This is a genomic window from Streptomyces sp. NPDC002867 (genome assembly GCF_053591895.1).
The window spans coordinates 20,935-42,846 of sequence record NZ_JBSFUR010000021.1; the positions used below are offsets into that span (position 1 = coordinate 20,935).

General features: G+C 69.9%; 18 protein-coding genes. 11 read left to right on the plus strand and 7 right to left on the minus strand.

Annotated features, from left to right (window positions below; genetic code table 11):
- The first annotated feature begins 3 nt into the window (after nt 1-3).
- From ACWD0A_RS20740 to ACWD0A_RS20760, 5 genes are all read left to right on the plus strand, one after another.
- Nucleotides 4-1,476, plus strand: coding sequence for a SulP family inorganic anion transporter (locus tag ACWD0A_RS20740; RefSeq protein ID WP_451300100.1), 1,473 nt, complete (start codon nt 4-6; stop codon nt 1,474-1,476).
- 188 nt (nt 1,477-1,664) lie between these two features.
- The gene (locus ACWD0A_RS20745; protein WP_451300102.1) at nt 1,665-2,150 is read left to right on the plus strand and encodes a hypothetical protein; all 486 of its coding nucleotides are present in this window, start codon (nt 1,665-1,667) and stop codon (nt 2,148-2,150) included.
- A complete protein-coding gene (locus ACWD0A_RS20750) occupies nt 2,137-3,618 on the plus strand; it encodes a sensor histidine kinase (RefSeq protein WP_451300104.1) in 1,482 nt (493 codons plus the stop codon). The genes ACWD0A_RS20745 and ACWD0A_RS20750 overlap by 14 nt, the downstream gene beginning before the upstream one ends.
- Nucleotides 3,615-4,322 carry a response regulator transcription factor gene (locus tag ACWD0A_RS20755; protein ID WP_451300106.1) on the plus strand — a complete coding sequence of 236 codons (708 nt, stop codon included), beginning with the start codon at nt 3,615-3,617 and terminating at the stop codon, nt 4,320-4,322. Before ACWD0A_RS20750 ends, ACWD0A_RS20755 begins: the two co-directional genes overlap by 4 nt.
- A 175-nt stretch (nt 4,323-4,497) precedes the next feature.
- Nucleotides 4,498-5,856, plus strand: coding sequence for an alkaline phosphatase PhoX (locus ACWD0A_RS20760; protein WP_451300108.1), 1,359 nt, complete (start codon nt 4,498-4,500; stop codon nt 5,854-5,856).
- Between the two features lie 322 nt (nt 5,857-6,178).
- Here ACWD0A_RS20760 and ACWD0A_RS20765 read toward each other — a convergent pair whose 3' ends face one another.
- From ACWD0A_RS20765 to ACWD0A_RS20775, 3 genes are read right to left on the minus strand one after another with little or no spacing between them, the layout of a single operon-like run.
- Nucleotides 6,179-8,305: an ATP-binding protein gene (locus tag ACWD0A_RS20765; protein ID WP_451300110.1), complete on the minus strand. Its 2,127-nt coding sequence runs from the start codon at nt 8,303-8,305 to the stop codon at nt 6,179-6,181.
- Nucleotides 8,302-10,689: an FxsB family cyclophane-forming radical SAM/SPASM peptide maturase gene (locus ACWD0A_RS20770; protein ID WP_451300112.1), complete on the minus strand. Its 2,388-nt coding sequence runs from the start codon at nt 10,687-10,689 to the stop codon at nt 8,302-8,304. The genes ACWD0A_RS20765 and ACWD0A_RS20770 overlap by 4 nt, the downstream gene beginning before the upstream one ends.
- Complete coding sequence (locus ACWD0A_RS20775; RefSeq protein ID WP_451300114.1) at nt 10,659-10,859, minus strand: hypothetical protein; 201 nt, start codon at nt 10,857-10,859, stop codon at nt 10,659-10,661. The genes ACWD0A_RS20770 and ACWD0A_RS20775 overlap by 31 nt, the downstream gene beginning before the upstream one ends.
- A gap of 191 nt (nt 10,860-11,050) precedes the next feature.
- Here ACWD0A_RS20775 and ACWD0A_RS20780 point away from each other — a divergent pair, with 191 nt between their 5' ends.
- Nucleotides 11,051-11,599, plus strand: a complete 549-nt coding sequence (locus tag ACWD0A_RS20780; RefSeq protein WP_451300116.1) for a GNAT family N-acetyltransferase — start codon at nt 11,051-11,053, stop codon at nt 11,597-11,599.
- 30 nt (nt 11,600-11,629) lie between these two features.
- On the opposite strand, the gene ACWD0A_RS20785 is transcribed toward ACWD0A_RS20780, so the two are convergent.
- Both ACWD0A_RS20785 and ACWD0A_RS20790 read right to left on the minus strand, forming a co-directional pair.
- Nucleotides 11,630-11,950 carry a hypothetical protein gene (locus tag ACWD0A_RS20785; RefSeq protein WP_451300118.1) on the minus strand — a complete coding sequence of 107 codons (321 nt, stop codon included), beginning with the start codon at nt 11,948-11,950 and terminating at the stop codon, nt 11,630-11,632.
- Nucleotides 11,951-12,453: 503 nt separating this feature from the next.
- The gene (locus ACWD0A_RS20790; protein ID WP_451300120.1) at nt 12,454-13,365 is read right to left on the minus strand and encodes an alpha/beta fold hydrolase; all 912 of its coding nucleotides are present in this window, start codon (nt 13,363-13,365) and stop codon (nt 12,454-12,456) included.
- Between the two features lie 113 nt (nt 13,366-13,478).
- Between ACWD0A_RS20790 and ACWD0A_RS20795 the strand changes: the two genes are divergently transcribed.
- Together ACWD0A_RS20795 and ACWD0A_RS20800 are read left to right on the plus strand one after the other, a co-directional pair.
- Nucleotides 13,479-14,117 (plus strand): TetR/AcrR family transcriptional regulator, encoded by a 639-nt coding sequence (locus ACWD0A_RS20795; RefSeq protein WP_451300122.1) that lies wholly within the window; start codon nt 13,479-13,481, stop codon nt 14,115-14,117.
- Nucleotides 14,118-14,245: 128 nt separating this feature from the next.
- On the plus strand, nt 14,246-14,887 hold the full coding sequence (locus tag ACWD0A_RS20800; RefSeq protein ID WP_451300124.1) for a GNAT family N-acetyltransferase: 642 nt from the start codon (nt 14,246-14,248) through the stop codon (nt 14,885-14,887).
- A gap of 320 nt (nt 14,888-15,207) precedes the next feature.
- Here ACWD0A_RS20800 and ACWD0A_RS20805 read toward each other — a convergent pair whose 3' ends face one another.
- Nucleotides 15,208-16,350 carry a magnesium and cobalt transport protein CorA gene (locus ACWD0A_RS20805; protein WP_451300126.1) on the minus strand — a complete coding sequence of 381 codons (1,143 nt, stop codon included), beginning with the start codon at nt 16,348-16,350 and terminating at the stop codon, nt 15,208-15,210.
- Nucleotides 16,351-16,487: 137 nt separating this feature from the next.
- Between ACWD0A_RS20805 and ACWD0A_RS20810 the strand changes: the two genes are divergently transcribed.
- Nucleotides 16,488-17,624, plus strand: coding sequence for a winged helix DNA-binding domain-containing protein (locus ACWD0A_RS20810; RefSeq protein WP_451300128.1), 1,137 nt, complete (start codon nt 16,488-16,490; stop codon nt 17,622-17,624).
- Nucleotides 17,625-17,659: 35 nt separating this feature from the next.
- Here the strand turns inward: ACWD0A_RS20810 and ACWD0A_RS20815 are convergent, their stop codons facing one another.
- Nucleotides 17,660-18,481: a helix-turn-helix transcriptional regulator gene (locus ACWD0A_RS20815; RefSeq protein ID WP_451300274.1), complete on the minus strand. Its 822-nt coding sequence runs from the start codon at nt 18,479-18,481 to the stop codon at nt 17,660-17,662.
- Nucleotides 18,482-18,623: 142 nt separating this feature from the next.
- Here ACWD0A_RS20815 and ACWD0A_RS20820 point away from each other — a divergent pair, with 142 nt between their 5' ends.
- Nucleotides 18,624-20,300: an AMP-binding protein gene (locus tag ACWD0A_RS20820; RefSeq protein ID WP_451300130.1), complete on the plus strand. Its 1,677-nt coding sequence runs from the start codon at nt 18,624-18,626 to the stop codon at nt 20,298-20,300.
- On the plus strand, nt 20,297-21,898 hold the full coding sequence (locus ACWD0A_RS20825; protein ID WP_451300132.1) for an AMP-binding protein: 1,602 nt from the start codon (nt 20,297-20,299) through the stop codon (nt 21,896-21,898). Before ACWD0A_RS20820 ends, ACWD0A_RS20825 begins: the two co-directional genes overlap by 4 nt.
- Nucleotides 21,899-21,912: the final 14 nt, after the last annotated feature.

The following is a 21,912-nucleotide window of genomic DNA, read 5'->3' on the forward strand; positions in this document are numbered from 1 at the left end:
CCGATGAACACCACTTTCCCGAAGACCCCGAAGACTCTGAAACAGGACTTCGCCGCCTCCGTCGTCGTCTTCCTCGTCGCCCTGCCGCTGTGCGTGGGCGTGGCCGTCGCCTCGGGCGTGCCGGCCGAACTCGGCATCGTCACCGGCATCGTCGGCGGCCTCGTCACCGGCTTCCTGCCGGGCAGCCAACTCCAGGTGTCGGGCCCGGCCGCCGGTCTGACCGTGCTCTGCTTCGAAGCGGTCCGCGAGCACGGGCTGCCGGCGCTCGGCGTGATCGTCCTCGCGACCGGTCTGCTCCAGCTGTGCATGGGCGCGCTGCGCTGGGGACGCTGGTTCCGGGCCATCTCCGTCGCCGTGGTCGAGGGCATGCTCTGCGGCATCGGGCTCGTCCTGATAGCCGGCCAGCTGTACGCCATGACCGACACCAAGGCGCCGTCCTCCGGCGTCGACAAGATCCTCGGGCTGCCCGGGATGCTGGCCCATGTGCCCAACTCGGCCGCGGCCGTGGCGTCCCTGCTGCTCGGCGCGGGCACGATCGCCGTCCTGGTGCTGTGGCCGAAGCTGCCGCGGAAGGTCCGGATCGTGCCCGGCCCGCTCGCCGCCGTCGCACTCGCGACCATCGCCTCGCTCGCCTTCGCGCTGCCCGTCCACAACGTGACGGTGAAGGGGCTGTTCGCGGCGATCCAGCCGCCCACGCTCACCGGGTTCGGCGGGCTCGCGGACGTCGGGATGCTCACCACCGTGCTGGCGTTCACGCTGATCGCCTCGGCGGAGAGCCTGTTCAGCGCGGCGGCGGTCGACCGGCTGCACGACGGTACCCGGACCGACTACGACAAGGAGCTGATGGCCCAGGGCGCGGGCAACACCGTGTGCGGTCTGCTCGGCGCGCTGCCGATGACCGCGGTGATCGTGCGCAGCGCGGCCAACGTCCAGGCGGGCGCCAAGACCAAGGCGTCCCGGGTCCTGCACGGCGCCTGGCTGCTGCTGTTCGCGGCGCTGCTCCCGGCCGCGCTGGGCGTCATCCCGATCCCGGCGCTCGCGGGCGTCCTGGTCTTCTCCGGCTTCAAGCTGATCCCCCTGAAGGGGCTCGCCTCGCTCTGGCGCGGCCACCGAGGCGAGGCCGTGATCCTGGTCGCCACCGCGGTGTCCATCGTCGCGATCAGCATGTTCGAGGGCGTACTGATCGGTCTCGCCCTCGCGGTGGTCAAGACGGCCTGGGAGGCGTCCCACGTCAAGCTGGAGATCGTCGACAAGGGCGCGGGTCCCGTGCAGGCGCACGTCAGCGGCAACGCGACCTTCCTCAGGCTCCCGAAGATCCTCGACGCCCTGGAGGCGATCCCGCAGGACCGCCCCGTCGAGCTGAACCTGTCCCGGGTGCACCACCTCGACCACGCCTGCCGTACGGCCCTGGAGAACTGGGCGGAGCGGCACGGAGCGGCCGACACCGCATCGGCCAAGGTCATCATGGCCGCCTGAGCGGGATGCGGGGGCGGCGCCGTACGGGGTGCCGCCCCCGCGCACACCGTCGGCGCATGGCTCATACACAAAGTTCAGGAGCAGGTCATGCGCCGAGCAGGCCGCCGCCGGGCTCCGCTGGTAGCTGTTCAGGACGGGTCCGATGTCGGAAGGCCCCTGCATCAGGACACCGAGGAGGTTGTACCCGCGTGACCCGCAGCCAGCGTCTCGCCGCTCTCGCGGCCGGCGTAATTCTGCTCGTCGGAATCCCCGTCTCCGGAGCCCATCAGGTGCCGCCTCCGGATCTCGGCGAGCCCGTCGTCGTCGGGCGCATGGGACCCGGCCACACGAGCGGTTCCGTACCGTCTCCGGACGGCCGGGCGACGGAGCGGACCCCGACCCGTTCACCGTCCCCCGGCGCGACGACAGGGATCGCGGACGCGCACGAGGACGAGTACGGCGGCGAGGACGCCGTCGCTTCCGCGCCCACCGGTGCGGAGCAGGCGGACGCCACGCACCCCGACCGGACGGACACGGCGCAGCCCGTGTCACCGAAGCCCCCCGTGCCCGCCGGGGATGCCTCCGACGACGATCGGACGCCCACCTACAGCCCCGCGGCACCGGCCACCCCTCGGACGCCGAGCACACCGGCGGGCGACGACGGAGACGACGATGACACCGGTGAGGACGGCTGAGCCCGCACCGCCGAAGCAGGCCGTCGGCACGCCCGGGCGCCACCCGCTCCGGTCGATCCACGCGCGCCTGCTCGGACGGATGGTGCTGCTCGTCGGACTGACCCTGGCGAGCCTCACCGGTGCGGAATCCTTCATCCTCACGGCCCGCCTGAACGAACGCGTCGACCGCGAACTCGCCCACGACATCGAGGCGTTCCGCTCCTTCGCGACCGGGACCGCGGGCGGTTCGGGGCCGGCCCCCGGCACAGTCCGCGCACTCTTCGTCTCCTACCTGGAGGGGTACATACCGGAGCATGGCCAGACCGTGATCACCCTGGTCGACGGAGATCCGTACCGCCGCTCCGCCGAGGAGCCGCCGGCCCGCCTGGACACCGACCACGCGCTGATGGGCCGGGCCGCAGCCGTCCGCTCACCCTCCTACGGGGATGCCAACAGCCCGGCGGGCCCCGTGCGGTTCGTGGCCGTGCCCGTCGCGGTAGCGGGCGACCCGGCGCGGGGCGTGCTCGTCATCGCCACCTTCACCCAGCAGGAACGCGACCACATCAACGACTCGATCCGCATCCAGACCTATCTCGGCCTCGGCGCCATGCTGCTCTCCGCGTGCGTCGGCTGGATCTTCGCCAGCCGTATCGTCGCTCCGCTGCGGGTCCTGGGGGACACCGCCCGCTCGATCCACGAGTCGGACATCACCCGCCGCATCCCCGTCCACGACCGAGACGAGATCGGTCAACTGGCAGGAACTTTCAACGACATGCTCGACCGCCTGGACGACGCCTTCACGACGAAGCGCCAGTTCATGAACGACGTGGGTCACGAGCTGCGCACCCCCATCACGATCGTGTTCAGCCAGCTGGAGACACTCCCTGACGACCCGGCGGACCGCGCCCAGACGGTGGCGGTCATCACCGACGAACTGCGGCGCATGCACCGCATGGCGGAGGAACTCCTCATGCTGGCCAAGGCCCGCCGCCCGGACGCCCTGCGCCCCGAGGACCTCAGCCTCTCCGAACTGATCGAGGAGGTGTACGTGAAGGCAGCCGCGCTGGCCGAACGCCGCTGGCTCCTGGACTTCGTGGAGGACCCGCACCGCGACACCCTCCACGCCGACCGCCAGCTCCTGACCCAGGCCATGATCCAACTGGCCCAGAACGCCGCTCAGCACACCGAGGAGCACGGCCGTATCTGGATCGGCGGCCGGGCCGGAGCCGACAGGGTCGAGCTGTGGGTCAAGGACACCGGTCCCGGCATTCGGCTCGCCGACCAGCAACGCATCTTCGAGAGGTTCACGAGGGCGGAGGAAAGCCGCGGCCGGACAGGGGCTGGGCTCGGACTCGCCATCGTCAAGGCCATAGCCGAGGCGCACCACGGCGAGGTCCAGGTGGACAGCAGTCCGGGGCGAGGCGCGACCTTCACCCTGCGCATCCCGTATGTCACGCGCGCCCTGAACGGCGGCCTTCGGAAACCATGAGCCAGAGCAGACAGCCCCGCCGCCATCTCCTCATCGCCGAGGACGAGGCCCACATAGCCTCCTACCTCTCGGAACGCTTCACCGCCCACGGCTTCCGCACCACTGTCGTCACCGACGGGGAGACGGCCCGGCGCGCGGCCATGTCGGGCAGATACGACCTGATGCTCCTGGACATCGGACTGCCCGGCGAGGACGGCTTCACCGTCGTCACCCGCCTCCGCGCGGCATCCAGCGCCCTTCCGGTCATCATCCTCACGGCCCGGGACACCGTCGCCGACACGGTGTACGGCCTGGAGGGCGGCGCCGACGACTACATGACCAAACCCTTCAGCTTCGACGAACTCCTCGCCCGAGTCCGCCTGCGCCTGCGCCTGCGCGAGACCGACAGCTCCGTCCTGCGCCGCGCCGGAATCGCCCTGGAGACCCGCACCCGCCAGGCCTATGTCGACGGCCGGATCATCCAGCTCAGCGCCCGTGAGGCCGCCCTGCTGGAACACCTCATGCGCAACGCCGGGAGGGTGCTCGGCCGCGAGGACCTGCTCTCCGACGTCTGGGGGTACGAGGCGTCGGAGGGCTCCAACATCGTCGACGTGTACGTGCGTTACCTCCGCCGCAAGCTGGGCGCGTCCAGAATCACCACGGTGCGGGGGCAGGGCTATCGGCTGGAGGGTGACGAACTGGACCCCGTGCGCCGGCCCCGGTGACCTCCCGCAGGTCGAGGGCATGGTCGTGGACCCGGTGAACGCACGGCCGGAGGGTCCCCGACCGATGTCTGAAAGAGGTTCTCCCAACGCTCACTTTCCGTTGGGAGAGGGACTGAGCGTCTGCTCCTAGGGTGGCTCGCGCCGCCCCCTGGTCAAATGCATCGAGAGGACTCCCATGACAGGCAAGTCCGCCGGAAGACCGACCGGTTCCGGTCTTGAACGACGCACCCTCCTGCGCGGGGCTGCCGTGGCCGCAGCCGCGTCCGTTCCCTTCCAGGCCCTCACGGCGCGGACAGCTGCAGCCGCACCCGTCAAGCTGGAATTCGATGCCGGATACGGCCCGCTGGGCCCGGTCAAGGACCAGGCGACCGGCCTGGAACTGCTGCAACTGCCGCGCGGGTTCGAGTACATCTCCTACGGCTGGACCAACGACCGCATGGACGACGGGGTGCCCACCCCGAGCGCGCACGACGGGATGGCCGCCTTCCGGTACGGGGACCGGGTCCACCTCGTCCGCAACCACGAGCGCGGCGCCGGACCCGCCTTCACCGCCCCCGCCTACAACCCCGAGGCCGGCGGCGGCACCACCACGCTGGTCTTCGACCCGGACGCCGGCCAGTGGCTGGAGTCCTACGGCAGCCTCGGCGGCACCATCCGCAACTGCGCCGGCGGTCCCACCCCGTGGAACACCTGGCTCACCTGCGAGGAGACCTTCTCCACGACCGCCGGCAAGCGGCACGGCTACATCTTCGAGGTGGCCTCTGAGGGCAAGGGCAACCCTGAGCCCTACAGGGCCATGGGCCGGTTCAACCACGAGGCCGTCGCCGTCGACCCGGCGACCGGCTATGTCTACGAGACCGAGGACCGCGGCGACGCATCGCTCTACCGGTTCGTTCCGGCGGTCGCGGGCGACCTGTCCAAGGGTGGCCGGCTCGAGGCCCTGCGCATCGGCACCACCACGTACGACACCCGCGCCGACGGGGAGAAGGCGTACGGCACCGTCTCCTGGGTGCCCGTGGACGACGTCGACCCGGCGACGGACACGGTACGGCTCCAGGCACAGGCGAACGGCGCCGCGGTGTTCAGCCGCCTCGAGGGCGCCTGGTACGGCAACGACCGCATCTACGTGATCACGACCGACGGTGGTCCCGCCCGGCAGGGCCAGGTCTTCGAACTCGACCCGGCGACCGACGAGTTCCGGGTGCTCTTCGCCTCCCCGGGCTCCGACGTCCTCAACGCGCCGGACAACATGTGCGTCAGTCCCCGCGGAGGCCTGGTGCTCTGCGAGGACGGCGGCGGCACCGAGTACGTCCACGGGCTCACCGTGGAGGGCGAGATCTTCCGCTTCGCCGCCAACAACGTGGACCTGCGAGGCGGGACCGCCGGCAAGAACGTCGCGGCGGCCGACCACCGGGGGTCCGAGTGGGCCGGTTCGGTCTTCGAGCCCAAGAACGGCAACTGGCTGTTCGTGAACGTCCAGACCCCCGGCATCACGTTCGCGATCACCGGCCCCTGGTCCCAGGGCACCCTCTGATCCGTCCGCCGGGCGCGCCGCCCGCTCGTCGTGGCGCGCAGGGCTGCCGGGCCGGAGTCAGAGACAGGCCCGGCAGCCCTCGACCGATCACGCCTCGGACAACCAGGAGTCTCCGTCCTGGGGCTGCCGTACCGACCACCTCGTGCACAGGATCGGCCCGGCCGCGGCGTGAGACGTGCCGCGAGTGCCCATGACCCCGGTGTCGACGGGTCACGCATCGACCACCCCTCATCGAAGCTGATCCGGAACGGCAATGCGTCAAAGCCACGTCATGTGTTCCCTCAATGGCTGATGAGCGCCGGCCGGCCACACGGCTCCGGAGCTACGACCCCGGTGTCAGGGGCTGGTCCGGGGAAGGCGGCTCCCCGGAGCCTTCCCGACGGTCGTCCGTGAGACGGCGCCGAACCTCCTCCGCCATCGGGTCCCGCAGGGAATCGAGGATCTCGACCGCCTCGGTCAGTGCCCCCCGAGCGACAGCCGCACGGCCGGCGGTGGTGAGCTGTTCGCCCAGCCGGACCAGCGAGCGGGCCAGCCCCAGCAGGTCGCCGACCCGCCGTCGCACATCAACGGCCTGCTCGTACCAGCCGATCGCCTCACTGGTCCGGCCGACGGTTCGGCACACGTCCCCCAGCCCGTGCAGGGACTTGGCTTCCGTCGGCAGATCCGCCGTCCCGCGCGCACCGGCAAGAGCCACTTCGTATTCCTCGTACGCCTGAGCGGGCCGGCCGAGGATCAGATTCAGCGCTCCGATCTCAGTCAGAGTGATCGACTCGCCGCGTCGGTCACCGTTGCTCCGGTGGATCGGCAGTGCCTCCCGCTGGCGCTCCAGTGCTTCCTCGTGCCGTCCCATGAGGCGGAGCGTCCAGGCGAGGTTGTAGATGCTCGTCGCCCGCCACTTGGTGTCGCCTATGTCCTGACTGATCGCCAGCGCTTCGGTGAAATGGCGCAGGGCGTCCTCATGGCAGCCCATGTCCGATTCCGCCCCGGCGAGACAGATCAGGCTCCAGGTCTCGGCCCATTGGTCGCGCAGGCGGCGCGCGGCCCCGACCGCGGTGCTCGACAGTTCGAGCCGGTAGGTGTTGTGCCTGCGCAGACGCAGGAAGTACACCAGCGCTACCGGGAGCTTCCACGCCACGTCGTCCAGGCCGAGCTCCACAGCCTGACCCACGGCGGGGACGAGGCTGGGCAGTTCGGTGTCGCACCACTCGAGGGCGGCCGCAGCCCCCTGGAACGGCGCGTGCTCCCGGTCCGCGTGGCCTTCGAGCGGCACGTGCTGCCGTTCGGGAACGAGAACCCGGTCGGCGGCGTCCGCCATCCAGAGGTAATGAGACAACTCGCGGTGCAGAGCCTCGGCCCGTGCCTCCGGGGTTTCCTCTTCCGCGACCCGTTCCCGGGCGTAGTCCAGCAGCAGGTCGTGGTACCTGTATCGTCTCGTTCCCGTCACCTCCAGCATGTTCACCGCTGCCAGCCCGCGCAGCACACGCAGGGTCTCGTTCTCGGGCAGGGCTGTCAGCGCGGCAGCCGTCGATACAGAGAAATCCGGCCCCGCATGGAGCGCGAGCAGCCGGAACGCCCTGGCGGTGGCGGGGGAAAGTTGCTGGTACGACCATGAAAACACCGTGCGAACCCCGATTCCCTCGTCCAGTGTGGACAGTGCTTCGAGTCGGCGGCCGTCACCGGTCACCTCCTCGATCAGCTCGCGCAGACTCGTTCCGGAGCCCGCCTGCTGCGCGGCGATCCGGACAGTGAGCGGGAGGCGGCCGCAGCCGAGCACCAGCCGGGTCGCGCCGTCCGTGTCGCGGTGACCCGACAGACGGCGGAACAGCTCCACCGCCTGAAGCGTGTCGAGGGGTCTGACCGGCACGGGCGTGGCGCCGTCCACGGCAGTCAAGCTGCCGAGCCGGTTCCTGCTCGTGACGATCGTGAAGCAGCCGGGCGTGGACGGGAGCAGCGGCCGCACTTGCTCGGCACTGCCCGCGTTGTCCGCCACCAGCAGCACGCGTTTTCCGTCGAGCAGGGACCGGAAGAGCGCGGACATGGCGTTCAGATCGCTCGGCACCCGGTCGACGGGCGCGCCAAGGGCGGAAAGTAACCCGTGAAGGACCTCTTCGGGCCGGAGAGGAGCGAGCCGGTCGTAGCCCCTCAGGTTCACGTAGAGCTGGCCATCTGTGTAGCGGTCTCTGGCGCTGTGTCCCCAGAAGACGGCGAGGGCGCTCTTGCCTACCCCCGCCGGCCCGGAGATCACGGCGACCCCGTTCATCGTCGTGGCGAGTTCGCTCAGCGTGGCCAGGACGTCCGTCCGGTCCGTGAAGCAGGTCGCGGCACGGGGCAGCTGCCTCGGCAGCGGCAGGGCGTCTCCAGAACCGTGCACACCGCCGTAGACGGTCCCTGCCTGCACCACGTATCTGGCGCGGCCGTCGAAGGCGTTATTTCCGCCGTCTGCGTTCATGCGCGCGTTCCGTTCCTTCGTGGTGCGGACGTGCGGCGAGGAACCGCCGTCGACGGTGTCGGTTCAGCGGCCAAGCGGTCGATCGTGGCACGCAGACCCGCCGCGAACCGCGCTCCGGCAGGGGCCCATGCAGCCTCGGTGGCGAGGGCGTCCACGGTGACGTCGGCCCATGTCAGATGGCGGTGGAATGCCGAGACGGCCTGCCGGACCCGTTCCGGAGCGCCCGGAGCCCCCCGGCGTGGCTGCCTCGTGGAACGCGCACGCCACAGCTCCGCCAGGGCCACCTGGGCGTAGAGGCCGTAGAGCGCCTGCTTCACAGGCAATGGACCGGTCCACCAGGGTACTGACAGGGAGACGGACTGGGCGGAGTCGAAGAACGCGTACGCGTCCATCAGCGCGGCAAGTTTGCCGCGCTGGAACTCCTGGAGCATGGCGGCGGCGGCATCGGTGGTTCTCGCGGGCATAGCCAAGGCCACGGCACCGAAGGACCGCCCCCGGACAGGGGCGAGGGAGTCCGGGTTTTGTGGCATCACTCCCAAGGGGACCACTGCCCGTAGCCCGGCCAGCAGCGGTGCCGCGTACTGCGGTACGAGCAGGGACAGTTCGCGTCCCGCGCGACTGAGAGCGACCTGCCAGCCGGTCCACTGCCGCTGGGAAAGACGGTCGAGGGCGGCGGAGTCGTGGCGGGCGCGGTACGGGTCGAGGTCCTCGACGGCGACGGGTAGCCAGGGTGTCGACAGACGTCTGACGCCGATCCAGCCGCGGGGCGGCCGGCCGGTCCGCTCAATAGTGACGACCGCGGTATGCCCGGCGCGTTCGACCTGCATCGCACCCAGGCCGGGAAAATGGGCCAGGCCGGCCCTCACGGGCAGGGACAGGCGCGTCGTGATTCCGGCTCGCCGAGCGACGGCTGCTGCGATGCCGGCGACGTGCGCCCGGTCGCGCTCGCTGTTCTCGGCGCCGTCGGGGCGAAGGCAGTGCGTCGCCCATGTCCGGACGAACGGGTGACGGAGGACCTCCGCTGTTTCAACCGGATGACTGCTGTCCAGCTCGATCAGGAGCTCCCGGCCGAGAGCGGCTGCCACCGCGAGGTCCGACGTGCCGTCTTGCGGGTCCAGCCCCGCTATGAGGGCTCGGGTCAGCGAAAGCTGCACGTCCTCGAGAGCCTTCGTTCCTTCAACCGTCCCCGCACCGGCTGCGAACGCGTCGAAGGCGCCGTCCGGCAGGTGATGGATGACGGGCCGTGGGGGATCACCGTCACGCGGAGCCGCGATACCTCGCGTCCGCGCCGCTGGAATCTCCGACGCCAGAACCATGAGATCGGCGCAGTACACCGACGGATTGTCGAAACCGTTACCCGGTCGGTAGCGGTGGGCGTAGAGACCGCCCCCACAGATTCGGACCACCGGGCAGGCGAGGCACGTGGCACAAAGATCGGCGTAGCCCTGGTTCCGCGCGGCGACGCCGGGATGAGCCATGAGGCGGTCCACACTGTGCGTGAAGATGGACATGCCCGTTGCGGGCGCGCCGTCGTACGCGGTCTTCAAGGAGTCCGCCTGCTCCCAGGATCCGTCGGTATCCACCACGGCGAGAGTGACGGGCCGAAACCCAACGGCTTCGCTTCCGCTCGCTTCGTTCCAGGAGGCCGCCACGAGGGCATCGAACAGCCGGATCGGAACGGGCCGACGGTCGGCGATCCAGCGTGAATGGATACGGCCCAGCCAGGCGGCATAAGGTGCCGGTGCTTCTCCGTGCCGGGCTGGCGGATTCGCCCATGTGGCATGCGGCAGCAGAAAGTCGAGCCGAGGCGGCGCCTCTTTCAACAACGCCTCGTACACCGCGATCGGGTCGTTCGCGACGTCCACGGTGCAGAGGATTCCGCCGTAGAGGTGACGAAAATCCGGGCGCCTCAGCAGGGCGAGTCCGCGCAGTGCTCCGGCATGGCTGCTGCGGCCATTCGCGTACCGACGGTGCCGGTCGTTCGAGGCCCTGTCGCCGTCGAGGGAGACACCCAACTGCACCCCCAATGCGTCGAAGAGTTCGCAGAACCGCTCGTTCAGGGTCACACCGTTGGTCTGGACGTGCAGACTGAGCCGGACGACGTTGTCCAGAACTGCTCGGATTGTTCTGATCAGCTCGCGCATGCGCGAGATCCCGAGAAGGAGCGGTTCGCCTCCGTGGAGAGTGATGCGCACCATTGGGATCGCATGATTTTCCACGTGTTCCGCGATGCGCTTCGCAACCTGTTCCGCGACGGCTGGACTCATCGTCCGTGGCTTTTCCCGCCAGCTCTGGTCCGGATGCTCGTAGACGTAACAGTGATCACAGGCGAGGTCGCAGGCGCCGTGGACCTTCAGGACGAACTGGTCGATGAAGGGAAGCACTCGTCCCCGCCGATTTCGGAGTTGAAGGCTGCCATCCGGGCGGGAAGGTCCGAGGCGAGGACGCGGTCGCGAAGTTCCGTGACCAAGTCGGTGGAATCAGCGAAAAGGCTTGCCAGTGAGGTATTTCTGAGATCAGGAAGCGGACGCCCGATAAGTTCGATATCGCTCATGGTCACCTTTTCTTCCTTGGGAGGGAGATGATGGCCGATCGGGAGTGCTGAGTTCCCGGACAGGAGGAGATCGCACGACATGAGAGGAAGTCACCGAACGGCCCCCCAGGGTACCTTGGAGTAGCAGTGGAGCACTCTTCTGTCCTCGTCTAATCGGCTCTTCGTCCATGGTAATGCCGTACACTGGCCCCGTGGGTATAGAACTTGAACGGGCGTCACAAGTCGTACTCCGTCCGGTCGTTGCCGCCGACGAGGCAAGGTTTCTTGAACTGGTCCGCATCAGCGCGGATTTCCACCATCCTTGGGTCGGACTGCCTCGTACGCCCAGCGGGTTTTCGGCCTACCTTGCGCGATCGGGCCAGTCTGCCGCCGCCTGCATGGTGCTGTGCCTCAAGGACCAGGGCGATCTCGTGGGAATGATCAACATAAACGGCATCGTGCGTGAGCCTTATCACCGGGGCGTACTGGGGTATGCCGCATTCCTTCCCTATGCCGGCCAGGGATACATGTCGGCGGGAGTGGCGCTGGCCGTGCACCATGCCTTCGAAGGGATTGGCCTGAACCGAGTGGAAGCCGACATTCAGCCGGGCAATACGGCGTCCCTGAAACTGGTCCAGCGGCTCGGCTTCCGGAAGGAGGGTCTTTCCCCGGGCTTCATCAAGATCGCTGGGGTTTGGTGCGACCACGAGCGCTGGGCGATTACCGCGGATATGGACCTTCCTGTCGTGCGCGGGGAATGATGCACGCGGGCCAGGGGCACGGGACCGGCATCACTCCATTGTCAGGCCGCCGTGGATGTCGCGAACCTGCACGACGTTCTTGGCGTGACCGTGAAAGGAGTTGGCAACGCCGTCAGTCGCTGCCTGATTCCAGAGAGACTGGCACTCCTGCCGGAAGGACGGGTCGTGTGTGAACTCCTCGTTCAGGGCGGTCGCGAGCTGCGCTTCCGACTCGGGCACGTCCGGGCGGCCCGCGAAGCGTTCCCTGATCCGCCGAAACAGGGCGGGGAGGGCGGCCCCTGTGGATTGACCCGCTCCGGTGGCGACGCCGGCGGCGAGGGCTCCGGCAATGGCAAGGGACAAGGGATCCATGGATGTCCTCCACTCGGCGTGTGTGCCGTGTCCATCATGGGGGGCGCAGAGGTGCGCGCACCATAGGGCCTCGCCTGGAGCGACAGCCGGCGGTCGGGGGCCTGCTCGCCCGCCGAGGGGACGGCGTGAGCCGGCCACGGGAGTGTCGGGCTGTCGGGTGACAGTTCGTGCACGGGGCGATCTGGTCGCGGACTCGCCCGCGTCGGTACCGATCGTGCAGAGGGCGAGGCCGCCCTCGTGAACGAGGGCGGCAGCGAGCTCGCGGCACTCCAAGGGGTGAGTTGCTCCGTTCAGGCCGGTTCGTCAGGGGAGGAGCAGAATGGCGGCCTTTGCTTCGGCTCGGGTCGTGCCCGGCGGGCACGGACGCCGCCAGGCAAGGCGTAAATACTGCGGCATCCAGTCGCAGTACTGCCTCAAGCCCCAGACTCTCCGGCGACGAGATAGAACCGGCATCGATCGCAGCCATGTACAGATCGGCCGGACGAGTTCGGCTGTGGCATCGGTCAGCTGACGGAGTCCATGAAGCTCAGCATCCGGCGGTTGACCTCCTCGGCGTGGTCGATCTGCGGTCCGTGGCCGGTGTTCGAGACGATTTCAGCGCGGGCGCCGGGTATCAGGCGTGGGATGCGCTCCACTTGCCGCTGTGGATGCACAAGGAGGCTGCGCTTGCCGAGTACCAGGTAGAGCGGGGTGCGGATGGTGGACAGTTCGTCGTCGGACAGGGGCAGTGGAGCCGGGCGGCGTATGCGGTAAGCGCGGACGCCCAGTCTGATCATCGTGCGCAGCTCCGGGACGACGAGGACCGGCTGCTCCAGCCAGGCCGCCAGTCGGGGGCGCAGCGCCTTCGGTGCGAAGGTCGCGAAGAGGCTGACGAAGATCCAGACGAAGAAGCGCAGCCCCACCTTCTCCAGCCCGCCGGGGTCGAGCAGCGTGACCGAGGCGAGGCGGCCGGGCCTGCGGTGCGCTTGGTTGAGGGTGAGCCAACCTCCGTAGGAGGAACCGACGAGGTGCACGCGGTCGAGTCCGAGGCCGGTGAGCGTCTCCTCCAGCCACTGTGCGGCGCGTTCGGGTTGATGGATGGGTTCGCGCTGCACGCTGCGTCCCGGATCGCCTGGGGTGTCGATGGCGTAGACGGGGCGATCGGCGCTGAGAGCGGCGGTGTTGGGGTACCACATGGCGGAGCAGGAGCCCGCTCCGTGCACCAGGACGACGGGGGTGCGTGACCGGGCGGCCGGGTCCGCAGGGCCGTACCGGTAGACGTGCGTGGTGCCGAAGGAGGTCTCCACATCCGTTTCCGCGAGCGCGGGCGCCCCTCGTGCATAGACCGCGTCGCAGGCCGCGAAGTAGCGGTCGCGCAAGGCCTCGCTCGTGTAGCGGCCGACGTCGGGCTGGGTACGGGTCGTGGACACGGCCACCTCCGGGCTATCGAGTCTTCGTGATACGAACGTACCACATTGGTGGTACGGCTGTATCATCGTGACCGAGGACAGCCCCAAGCCAGGGCGACCGATGAACGGGGAGGCAGCCGATGCCCAGGCGCGTGGACCACACAGAACGGCGTACCGAGATCGCCGAGGCACTCGTCCGGGTCGCCGGGCGACGCGGCCTGCACGCCGTGGGGATGCGCGACGTCGCAGCGGAAGCGGGGGTGTCGCTGCGGCTGGTGCAGTACTACTTCGAGACCAAGGAAAAGCTGCTGCTCTACGGGCTGCAGCATCTGGCGGAGCGATTCGAGGAACGGGTCGCCGCCCGGTGCCGGGCCGCCGGGGAGAGCCCGGGACCGCGCGCGAAGATCGAGGCGCTGCTGATGGCGTCGTTGCCGACCGACGAGGAGAGCCGCGCCTTCCACCTCGTCTACACCTCGTACGCCATTCTCGCCGTGACCGAGAAGGCACTCGCCGCCCAGCCGTTCATTCAGAACCCCGACGCAGCCGAGGACGCCCTGACCGAACTCCTCCGGCAGGCACAGGAAGCGGATCTCATTCAGCCCGGTGTGGACGTCCGGTTGGGGGCGGTCGGCCTCCTCGCCATGTCTGCCGGACTCGGCACCAGCATCCTCGTCGGCCAGCGCAGCTCACCATCCGCCGTCGCAGTCCTGGACCACCACCTGAACCGGATCTTCCAAGGAAGCCGGCGCGGTTCCCCGACGCAGCGGACGCCGGAGTGACGTCATGTCCCGGATCTCTGTGAGCCCGGTGATCAGCACCTGACTCCCGAAGTCACCGGACAGCGCTGTCGTTGGGAGTGGATGAAGCCAGTCGCCGTTGAACCGAAGACGGGATCTACGATCTTCATATGAGTGACCAGGGCTCGGCAGCCGAGGAGTTGCGGACCGCTCGGCTGTCGCTGCGGCGCCCGACCGAAGCCGACATCGATGCGATCTTCGAGATCCACAATGATCCTCGGACTTGCCTGCACAATCCCTCGGATGCTCTCGCCCGGTTCGAGGAGGCCGAGGAGCTCTACCAGGGCTGGAACGACCAGTGGCAGCGGTGCGGCTACGGGTACTGGGTCGTCCGACGCCACGGCTCCGGTCAGCAGCTGGGTTTCTGCGGGATCAAGCCCATGGACCTGCACGGGAGGCGGGTCCTCAACCTCTTCTACCGCTTCGCTACCTCGGCATGGACCGAGGTGCTGCTCGTGCTCGAAGGCAGGCTGGAACTGAGCGTGCAGGGCGCCGAGGTGACGGTGGGGCCGGGGGAGATGTACGTGGTGGCGGCAGGCGCCCGACATGCCGTTCGCACGGGGAGCCACGGCACCCTGGTGATCGTGGAAGGGCCCCGAGGGGCGAGAGCGCTCAGGCGGCGCGCAGCGATCGGCAGGCGTTCGTCCCGCTTGTCGTGTCACTGCACGTCGCGCACAGCGAGGAGTTCAATCGCCGCTCCGGACGATTCCAACAACGGCGCAGCAGAGGAGCGCCGAGGGTCGCCTCGGTAGGCGGCGAAGTCTTCGTCGCTGGGAAAGCTGACGAGGTGGGCTTCGACACGGTCGTCCAGAGTGCGCAGCCGCCGTTCCAGTCGTCCCCCGTGCTCGGCAAGGAGCGGCAGAACGGCGGTCTCGTAGGCGTCGAAGGCACTCAGCCGTCCCTCCGGTAGCCGTGCAAGCATCAGGTAGGTGACAGCCACGGAATCCCTCTCCTGCAAGCGGCGATCTTGTAGGCAGTTCTGCATCCGAACGCGCGCCCCGTGACGCCTCTCCAACGGTCGATCTGCCGGTGCCCCTTGGGCGTCTCGGGCGCGACGACTTGGCTACGTTGCCTACAGCCAGTCCCGCCGCTTGAAGATGAAGTACAGACTCGTGCACACCAGTGCCATCAGGCCGATCGCGAACGGATAGCCGAACGTCCAGTTCAGCTCCGGCATCGCGTCGAAGTTCATGCCGTAGATGGTCCCGACCAGTGTGGGGGCGAACAGGATCGCCGCCCACGACGAGATCTTCTTGATCTCCTCGTTCTGCTCGAAGCCCGCCTCCGCCAGCGCCCGCATCTCCGCGTTCTGCTGCTGGGTCACCAGCGTCGCGTTCACCGTGAGGATGTCCGCGAGTGCCTGGCGGAAGCCGTCCACGCGTTCGCTGGTGTGGGTCACGTGGTCGGCGACGTCGCGCAGATAGCGCTGCAGTTCCTCGTGCGTGCCGTACTTCGCGAAGCCCGCCATCAACCCGTGCAGCATCGAGACGAGGGGCCGGGTGGCGCGCTGGAACTCGACCATCTCGCGGGACAGTTCGTAGATACGGCGCGAGACCGCCGGGTCGCCGCCGAAGACCTCCGTCTCGATCTCGTCGATGTCGTTCTGCACTCCGGCCACGACCGGGGCGTAGCCGTCGACCACCGCGTCCAGGATCGCGTAGAGCACCGCCTCCGGGCCCAGCGCGAGCAGTTCGGGCGTCTGCTCCATGCGGTGGCGCACCGCGGACAGGTCGGGGGCCGCGCCGTGGCGGACCGTGATCAGGAAGTCCTTGCCGACGAAGACGTGAAGTTCACCGAAGTCGACCTCCTCCTGGGCGTCGAGATAGCGGGCGGCCCGCAGGACGACGAAGAGCGTGTCGCCGTAGCGTTCCAGCTTGGGCCGCTGATGGGCCTCCAGCGCGTCCTCGACTGCCAGTTCGTGCAGGTCGAACTCGGCCGCCAGGGAGTGCAGTTCGGCCTCGCTCGGCCGGTGCAGGCCGATCCACGCCATGCCGCCCGGGTACTGGCGCAGCTGGCCGAACGTCTCCGCCAGCGACTCGGGGTTCGCCACGCGCCGCCCGTCGCGGTACAGCGTGGCCTGCACCACGCTGCCCTGGTCCTTGGCGACGGGCGGGGCCACGGGCGGCTCCGCCCCCGGTGCGCGGCCCGCCGGACGCTTCGCGGGGGGAGCGGCGGGCCGGCGGCGCCAGTGGTGCCGCTTGGGGGAACGTGCCATCGCGATCTCGCCTCCCACCTCGTCGTACGGCCGAGCGGGACGTGCGCCGGGCCCGGTGCAGGATATCCGCACACGTGGTCGGCCCCGGCACTCGTCGAGGACAGAAGCTGTCCGCAAGGCTGGGTAGCGTACGCGCCATGACGACCAAGACGGTGAAGACGACGTATCCCAGGCTCGGCACCCGCGCGCTCAACCGCGCCACCCTGGAGCGGCAGATGCTGCTGCGTCGCGCACCCCGATCGGCGACGACCGCCGAGGGCGCCGTACGGCACCTCGTCGGGCTCCAGGCACAGAACGTGAAGCCGCCGTACTACGCGCTCGCCGCCCGCCTCGAGGGCTTCGACCCGGGTGAGCTGTCGGCGGCGATGGCCGACCGCCGGGTCGCCCGCATGGTGACCATGCGCTCCACCATCCACACGCACACCGCCGACGACTGCATGGCGCTGCGGCCCCTGGTGCAGGCCGCGCGCGACCGCGAACTGGGCCAGTTCAGGAAGGGGCTCACGGGCGTGGACCTGGGGCGGCTCGCGGCCGTCGCCCGCGACCTCGTCGAGGAGGAGCCGCGGACGATGAAGGAGCTGCGGGAGGCACTGCTCGCGCACTGGCCGGACGCCGACCCGTTCGCCCTCTCGGTCGCAGCCCGCTGCACCCTGCCCCTCGTGCAGGTCACCCCGCGCGGCCTGTGGGGGAGCAGCGGGCAGGTCGCGCTGACCACGGCGGAGCACTGGTTCGGCAGGGAGACGGAGCCGGTGCCGGCACCGGACGACACCGTCCTGCGCTACCTCGCGGCCTTCGGGCCCGCCTCCGTCAAGGACTTCCAGACGTGGTCGGGGCTGACCCGGACGCGCGAGGCGTTCGAGCGGCTGCGGCCGGATCTCCTCGTCTTCCAGGACGACCAGGGCACTGAGCTGTTCGACGTGCCGGAGGCGCCCCGTCCGGACCCGGACACCCCGGCGCCGCCGCGCTTCCTGCCGGAGTTCGACAACCTGCTGCTCTCGCACGCGGACCGGAGCCGCGTCGTGCCCGCGGAGCACCGGACGCGCACCTGGAAGGGGAACCAGGCCTACCGCACCTTCCTGGTCGACGGCTTCCTGGCGGGCGTCTGGCGGCTGGAGGAGACGAAGGACACCGCGACGCTGACGGTCCAGCCGTTCGCCCCGCTGACGCGGGAGCAGCGCGCCGAACTGACCGAGGAGGCCGCCGGTCTGCTCACCACCATGATTTATGCGCGGACGCACGACGTCCGTTTCGGGGCGGTGGGGGAGACGGGCTGACCGTCGCGGGGTGCACCCCGCTTCTACCCCACCGCTTACGGCAGTACGCCGCCCCGGCGTGCCGCCGCGACCGCCTCGCCCTGGCTGTGGGCGCCCAGCTTCCGCATCGCCGAGCGCAGATACGCCTTCACCGTCTCCGGCTTCAGCCCCAGCCGTTCCGCCGCCGCCGCGTTCGTCGCACCGGACGCCACGCAGCTGAGCACGTCGACCTCGCGCGGGGCGAGCGATACCCCCGCCGCAGGCGCGGCGGCGCCGGCGGAGGCCAGCCGGCCGCACACCGCCAGCAGCTCCGCGCGCAGCGCCGGGTCCGCGATTTTCGGGGCCAGCGCCCGCAGGTCACCGTGCACCTCGCGGACCGTCTCCCAGGACCGCCGGTCCTCGTCCGCCCCCGGGCCGGCGCCCGTCCCCGGTCCGCGTACCCCGGCGAGCAGTTGCCCCGCCTCGTCCCGCAGGAGGAGCGCCTGCTCCACGTCGCGCGCCGCGGCCACGGCCTCGTCGAGGACCCGGTCGCCGAGCGCCACGGGCCGGCGCAGCGCGCCGTACAGCACGCCGCGCACCCGGCGGCGTACGACGACCGGCACCGCGACGACCGACCGCAGTCCCTCCGCCGCGACCGCCGCGTCGTACTCGTGGCTGATGTGCCGGGCGGTCGGGTAGTCGGTCACGGTGCACGGCCGGGACAGGGCCATCGACTTCCCGCCGAGCCCGTTGCCGGTGCGGATGGCGAGTCCGCGCAGCGCGTTCGTCGCCGCTCCGGTCAGTTCGGCGATGCGCAGCGGACGCGCGTCGTGCACCAGTCCGCCGAAGGCGACGGGCAGCCCGGTCGCCCGCCGCAGGCGTACGAGCGCGGCCCGCATCGCGACCGCTTCGTCCGGTCCGCCCACGCGCAGCTCCTCCCGCCGGTGCCCAGCTCCGGGACGACACCCCCGTATGGGGGTAGTGAGACCCAGGTCACCGATTACACGATGTGCGAGGCCCGTCCCGCAACGAGGAGGCAACATGACGTCTGGCGGCGCGACCGAGAGGTTCCGGGCTGCCCGGGACTTCCTGCTGGAGCACCGGGAGGACTACGCGGGCGCCTACGAGGGCTTCGCCTGGCCCCGCTTCGAGCACTTCAACTGGGCCCTCGACTGGTTCGACGCCATCGCCCGGGACAACGACCGCACCGCGCTGCACATCGTCGAGGAGGACGGCGGCGAGGTCAGGCGGACCTTCGCCGAGATGGCGGAGCGTTCCGATCGGGTCGCCAACTGGCTGCGCGGGCTGGGGGTGCGGCCCGGCGACCGGGTCGTCGTCATGCTCGGCAACCAGGTCGAGCTGTGGGAGACCGCGCTCGCCGCGATGAAGCTGCGGGCCGTCGTCATCCCCGCGACGCCGCTGCTCGGGCCGGCCGATCTGCGGGACCGGGTGGAGCGCGGCCGGGCGCGCCATGTGATCGTGCGCTCGGAGGACGCCGCCAAGTTCGCGGAGGTGCCGGGCGACTACACCCGGATCGCCGTCGGCGACCGCGTCCCCCACTGGATCGCCTACGAGGACGCGTACGGGGCGGCCGCGCCCTTCGTGCCCGACGGGCCCACCCGCGCCGACGACCCGCTCATGCTGTACTTCACCTCCGGCACCACCGCCCGGCCCAAGCTCGTCGAGCACACTCATGTGTCGTACCCCGTCGGCCACTTGGCGACGATGTACTGGATCGGCCTCCGACCCGGCGACGTGCACCTGAACATCTCCTCGCCCGGCTGGGCCAAGCACGCCTGGTCCAACCTCTTCGCCCCGTGGAACGCGGAGGCGACCGTCTTCATCCACAACTACACCCGCTTCGACGCGGCCCGGCTCATGGCCGAGATGGACCGCGCGGGCGTCACCAGCTTCTGCGCGCCGCCGACCGTGTGGCGCATGCTGATCCAGGCCGACCTCGGCGGCCTCGCCCGGCGCCCGCGCGAGGTCGTCGCCGCCGGTGAGCCGCTCAACCCCGAGGTCATCGAGACGGTGCGGCGCGAGTGGGGCGTGACCATCCGCGACGGGTTCGGCCAGACGGAGACCGCCGTGCAGGTCTCCAACAGCCCCGGCCAGCTGCTCAAGGCGGGCTCCATGGGCCGTCCGAGCCCCGGCTACACGGTCGAGCTCCTCGACCCCGTCACCGGCGAGCCGGGCGCGAAGGAGGGCGAGATCGCGCTCGACCTGTCCACCGCCCCGGTCGGCCTGATGACCGGGTACCACGGCGACCCGGAGCGTACGGCCGAGGCCATGGCCGGGGGCTACTACCGCACCGGGGACATCGCCGCCCGGGACGACGACGGGTACCTGACGTACGTGGGCCGGTCCGACGACGTGTTCAAGGCGAGCGACTACAAGATCAGCCCCTTCGAGCTGGAGAGCGCGCTGCTGGAGCACGAGGCGGTGGCCGAGGCCGCGGTCGTGCCCGCCCCCGACCCGGTGCGCCTCGCCGTGCCGAAGGCGTACGTCGTCCTCGCCGAGGGCTGGGAGGCAGGGCCCGACACCGCCAAGGTGCTCTTCGAGCACTCGCGCGCGGTCCTCGCCCCGTACAAGCGGATCCGCCGGCTGGAGTTCGCCGAGCTGCCCAAGACGGTGTCGGGGAAGATCCGCCGCGTCGAGCTGCGCCGCCTCACGGCGGAGGGCTCGTCCGCCGAGTACGTGGAAGGGGACCTGCGATGAAGCTGTCCTACGCGCACGGCACGAGCGGCACCGCGCTGCTCGGCGACACGATCGGCGCGAACCTCGACCGCGCGGTCGCGGCCTGGCCCGACCGGGAGGCGCTCGTCGACGTGGCGTCGGGCCGCCGCTGGACGTACGCCGAGTTCGGCGCGGCCGTGCGCCTGCTGGCGCGCGGACTGCTCGGCTCCGGCGTCGCCAAGGGGGACCGGGTCGGCATCTGGGCCGTCAACTGCGCGGAGTGGGTGCTGATCCAGTACGCCACCGCGCGTATCGGCGCCATCATGGTCAACATCAACCCGGCCTACCGCGCCCACGAGCTCGAGTACGTCCTGAACCAGGCCGGGATCGCGGTCCTCGTCGCCTCGCAGACGCACAGGACGAGCGACTACCGGGCGATGGCCGACGCCGTCCGTGCCTCGTGTCCGCGGCTGCGGTCCGTGCACTACATCGGCGACGCCTCCTGGGACGCGCTGGTGGCGGCGGCCGCGTCCGTCACGGAGGACCGGCTCGCCGCGCGTGAGGCGGAGCTGTCCTGCGACGACCCCGTCAACATCCAGTACACGTCGGGGACGACCGGGTTCCCCAAGGGAGCGACGCTCTCCCACCACAACATCCTCAACAACGGGTACTTCGTGGGCGAGATGATCGCCTACTCCGAGCAGGACCGCGTCTGCATCCCCGTGCCCTTCTACCACTGCTTCGGCATGGTCATGGGCAACCTCGCGGCCACCTCGCACGGCGCGTGCATGGTGATCCCCGCGCCTTCCTTCGACCCGGCCGCGACCCTGCGGGCCGTCGCCGACGAGCGGTGCACGTCGCTGTACGGGGTGCCGACCATGTTCATCGCGGAACTCAACCTCCCCGACTTCGCCGCCTACGACCTCGGTTCGCTGCGCACCGGCATCATGGCGGGCTCGCCGTGCCCGGTGGAGGTGATGAAGCGGGTCGTCGCGGAGATGAACATGGCGGAGGTGTCGATCTGTTACGGCATGACGGAGACGTCCCCCGTGTCCACGCAGACGCGTCGCGACGACGACCTGGAACGCCGTACGGGCACGGTCGGCCGCGTCATGCCCCACGTCGAGGTCAAGGTGGTCGACCCGGGCACCGGCGTGACGCTGCCGCGCGGAGAGGCGGGCGAGCTGTGCACGCGCGGCTACAGCGTCATGCTGGGTTACTGGGAGGAGCCGGGGAAGACGGCGGAGGCCATCGACGCGGGCCGCTGGATGCACACCGGTGACCTGGCCGTGATGCGCGAGGACGGCTACGTCCAGATCGTGGGCCGCATCAAGGACATGATCATCAGGGGCGGGGAGAACGTGTACCCGCGCGAGATCGAGGAGTTCCTCTACACGCACCCCAAGATCGCGGACGTGCAGGTGGTGGGGGTGCCGGACGAGCGGTACGGGGAGGAGATCCTCGCCTGCGTGATCCCGCGTGACGCGGGGGACCCGCCGACGCTGGAGGAGATCACGGAGTTCTGCCGGGAGCGCCTGGCGCATTACAAGATCCCGCGCCGGGTGGAGATCCTGCCGGACTTCCCGATGACGGTGAGCGGCAAGGTCCGCAAGGTCGAACTCCGCGACCGCTTCAGCTGATCCGGGGGCTGCGC

What these genes read in the sequence shown, in the direction of transcription:
- ACWD0A_RS20740 (WP_451300100.1), top strand. Translation starts at nt 4, where the DNA reads ATGAACACCACTTTCCCGAAGACCCCGAAGACTCTGAAACAGGACTTC.
- ACWD0A_RS20815 (WP_451300274.1), bottom strand. Translation starts at nt 18,481, where the DNA reads ATGCGGGCCGCGCTCGTACGCCTGCGGCGGGCGACCGGGCTGCCCGTC.
- ACWD0A_RS20775 (WP_451300114.1), bottom strand. Translation starts at nt 10,859, where the DNA reads ATGAGCGATATCGAACTTATCGGGCGTCCGCTTCCTGATCTCAGAAAT.
- ACWD0A_RS20755 (WP_451300106.1), top strand. Translation starts at nt 3,615, where the DNA reads ATGAGCCAGAGCAGACAGCCCCGCCGCCATCTCCTCATCGCCGAGGAC.
- ACWD0A_RS20795 (WP_451300122.1), top strand. Translation starts at nt 13,479, where the DNA reads ATGCCCAGGCGCGTGGACCACACAGAACGGCGTACCGAGATCGCCGAG.
- ACWD0A_RS20805 (WP_451300126.1), bottom strand. Translation starts at nt 16,350, where the DNA reads ATGGCACGTTCCCCCAAGCGGCACCACTGGCGCCGCCGGCCCGCCGCT.
- ACWD0A_RS20825 (WP_451300132.1), top strand. Translation starts at nt 20,297, where the DNA reads ATGAAGCTGTCCTACGCGCACGGCACGAGCGGCACCGCGCTGCTCGGC.
- ACWD0A_RS20810 (WP_451300128.1), top strand. Translation starts at nt 16,488, where the DNA reads ATGACGACCAAGACGGTGAAGACGACGTATCCCAGGCTCGGCACCCGC.
- ACWD0A_RS20800 (WP_451300124.1), top strand. Translation starts at nt 14,246, where the DNA reads ATGAGTGACCAGGGCTCGGCAGCCGAGGAGTTGCGGACCGCTCGGCTG.
- ACWD0A_RS20760 (WP_451300108.1), top strand. Translation starts at nt 4,498, where the DNA reads ATGACAGGCAAGTCCGCCGGAAGACCGACCGGTTCCGGTCTTGAACGA.
- ACWD0A_RS20765 (WP_451300110.1), bottom strand. Translation starts at nt 8,305, where the DNA reads ATGAACGCAGACGGCGGAAATAACGCCTTCGACGGCCGCGCCAGATAC.
- ACWD0A_RS20785 (WP_451300118.1), bottom strand. Translation starts at nt 11,950, where the DNA reads ATGGATCCCTTGTCCCTTGCCATTGCCGGAGCCCTCGCCGCCGGCGTC.
- ACWD0A_RS20820 (WP_451300130.1), top strand. Translation starts at nt 18,624, where the DNA reads ATGACGTCTGGCGGCGCGACCGAGAGGTTCCGGGCTGCCCGGGACTTC.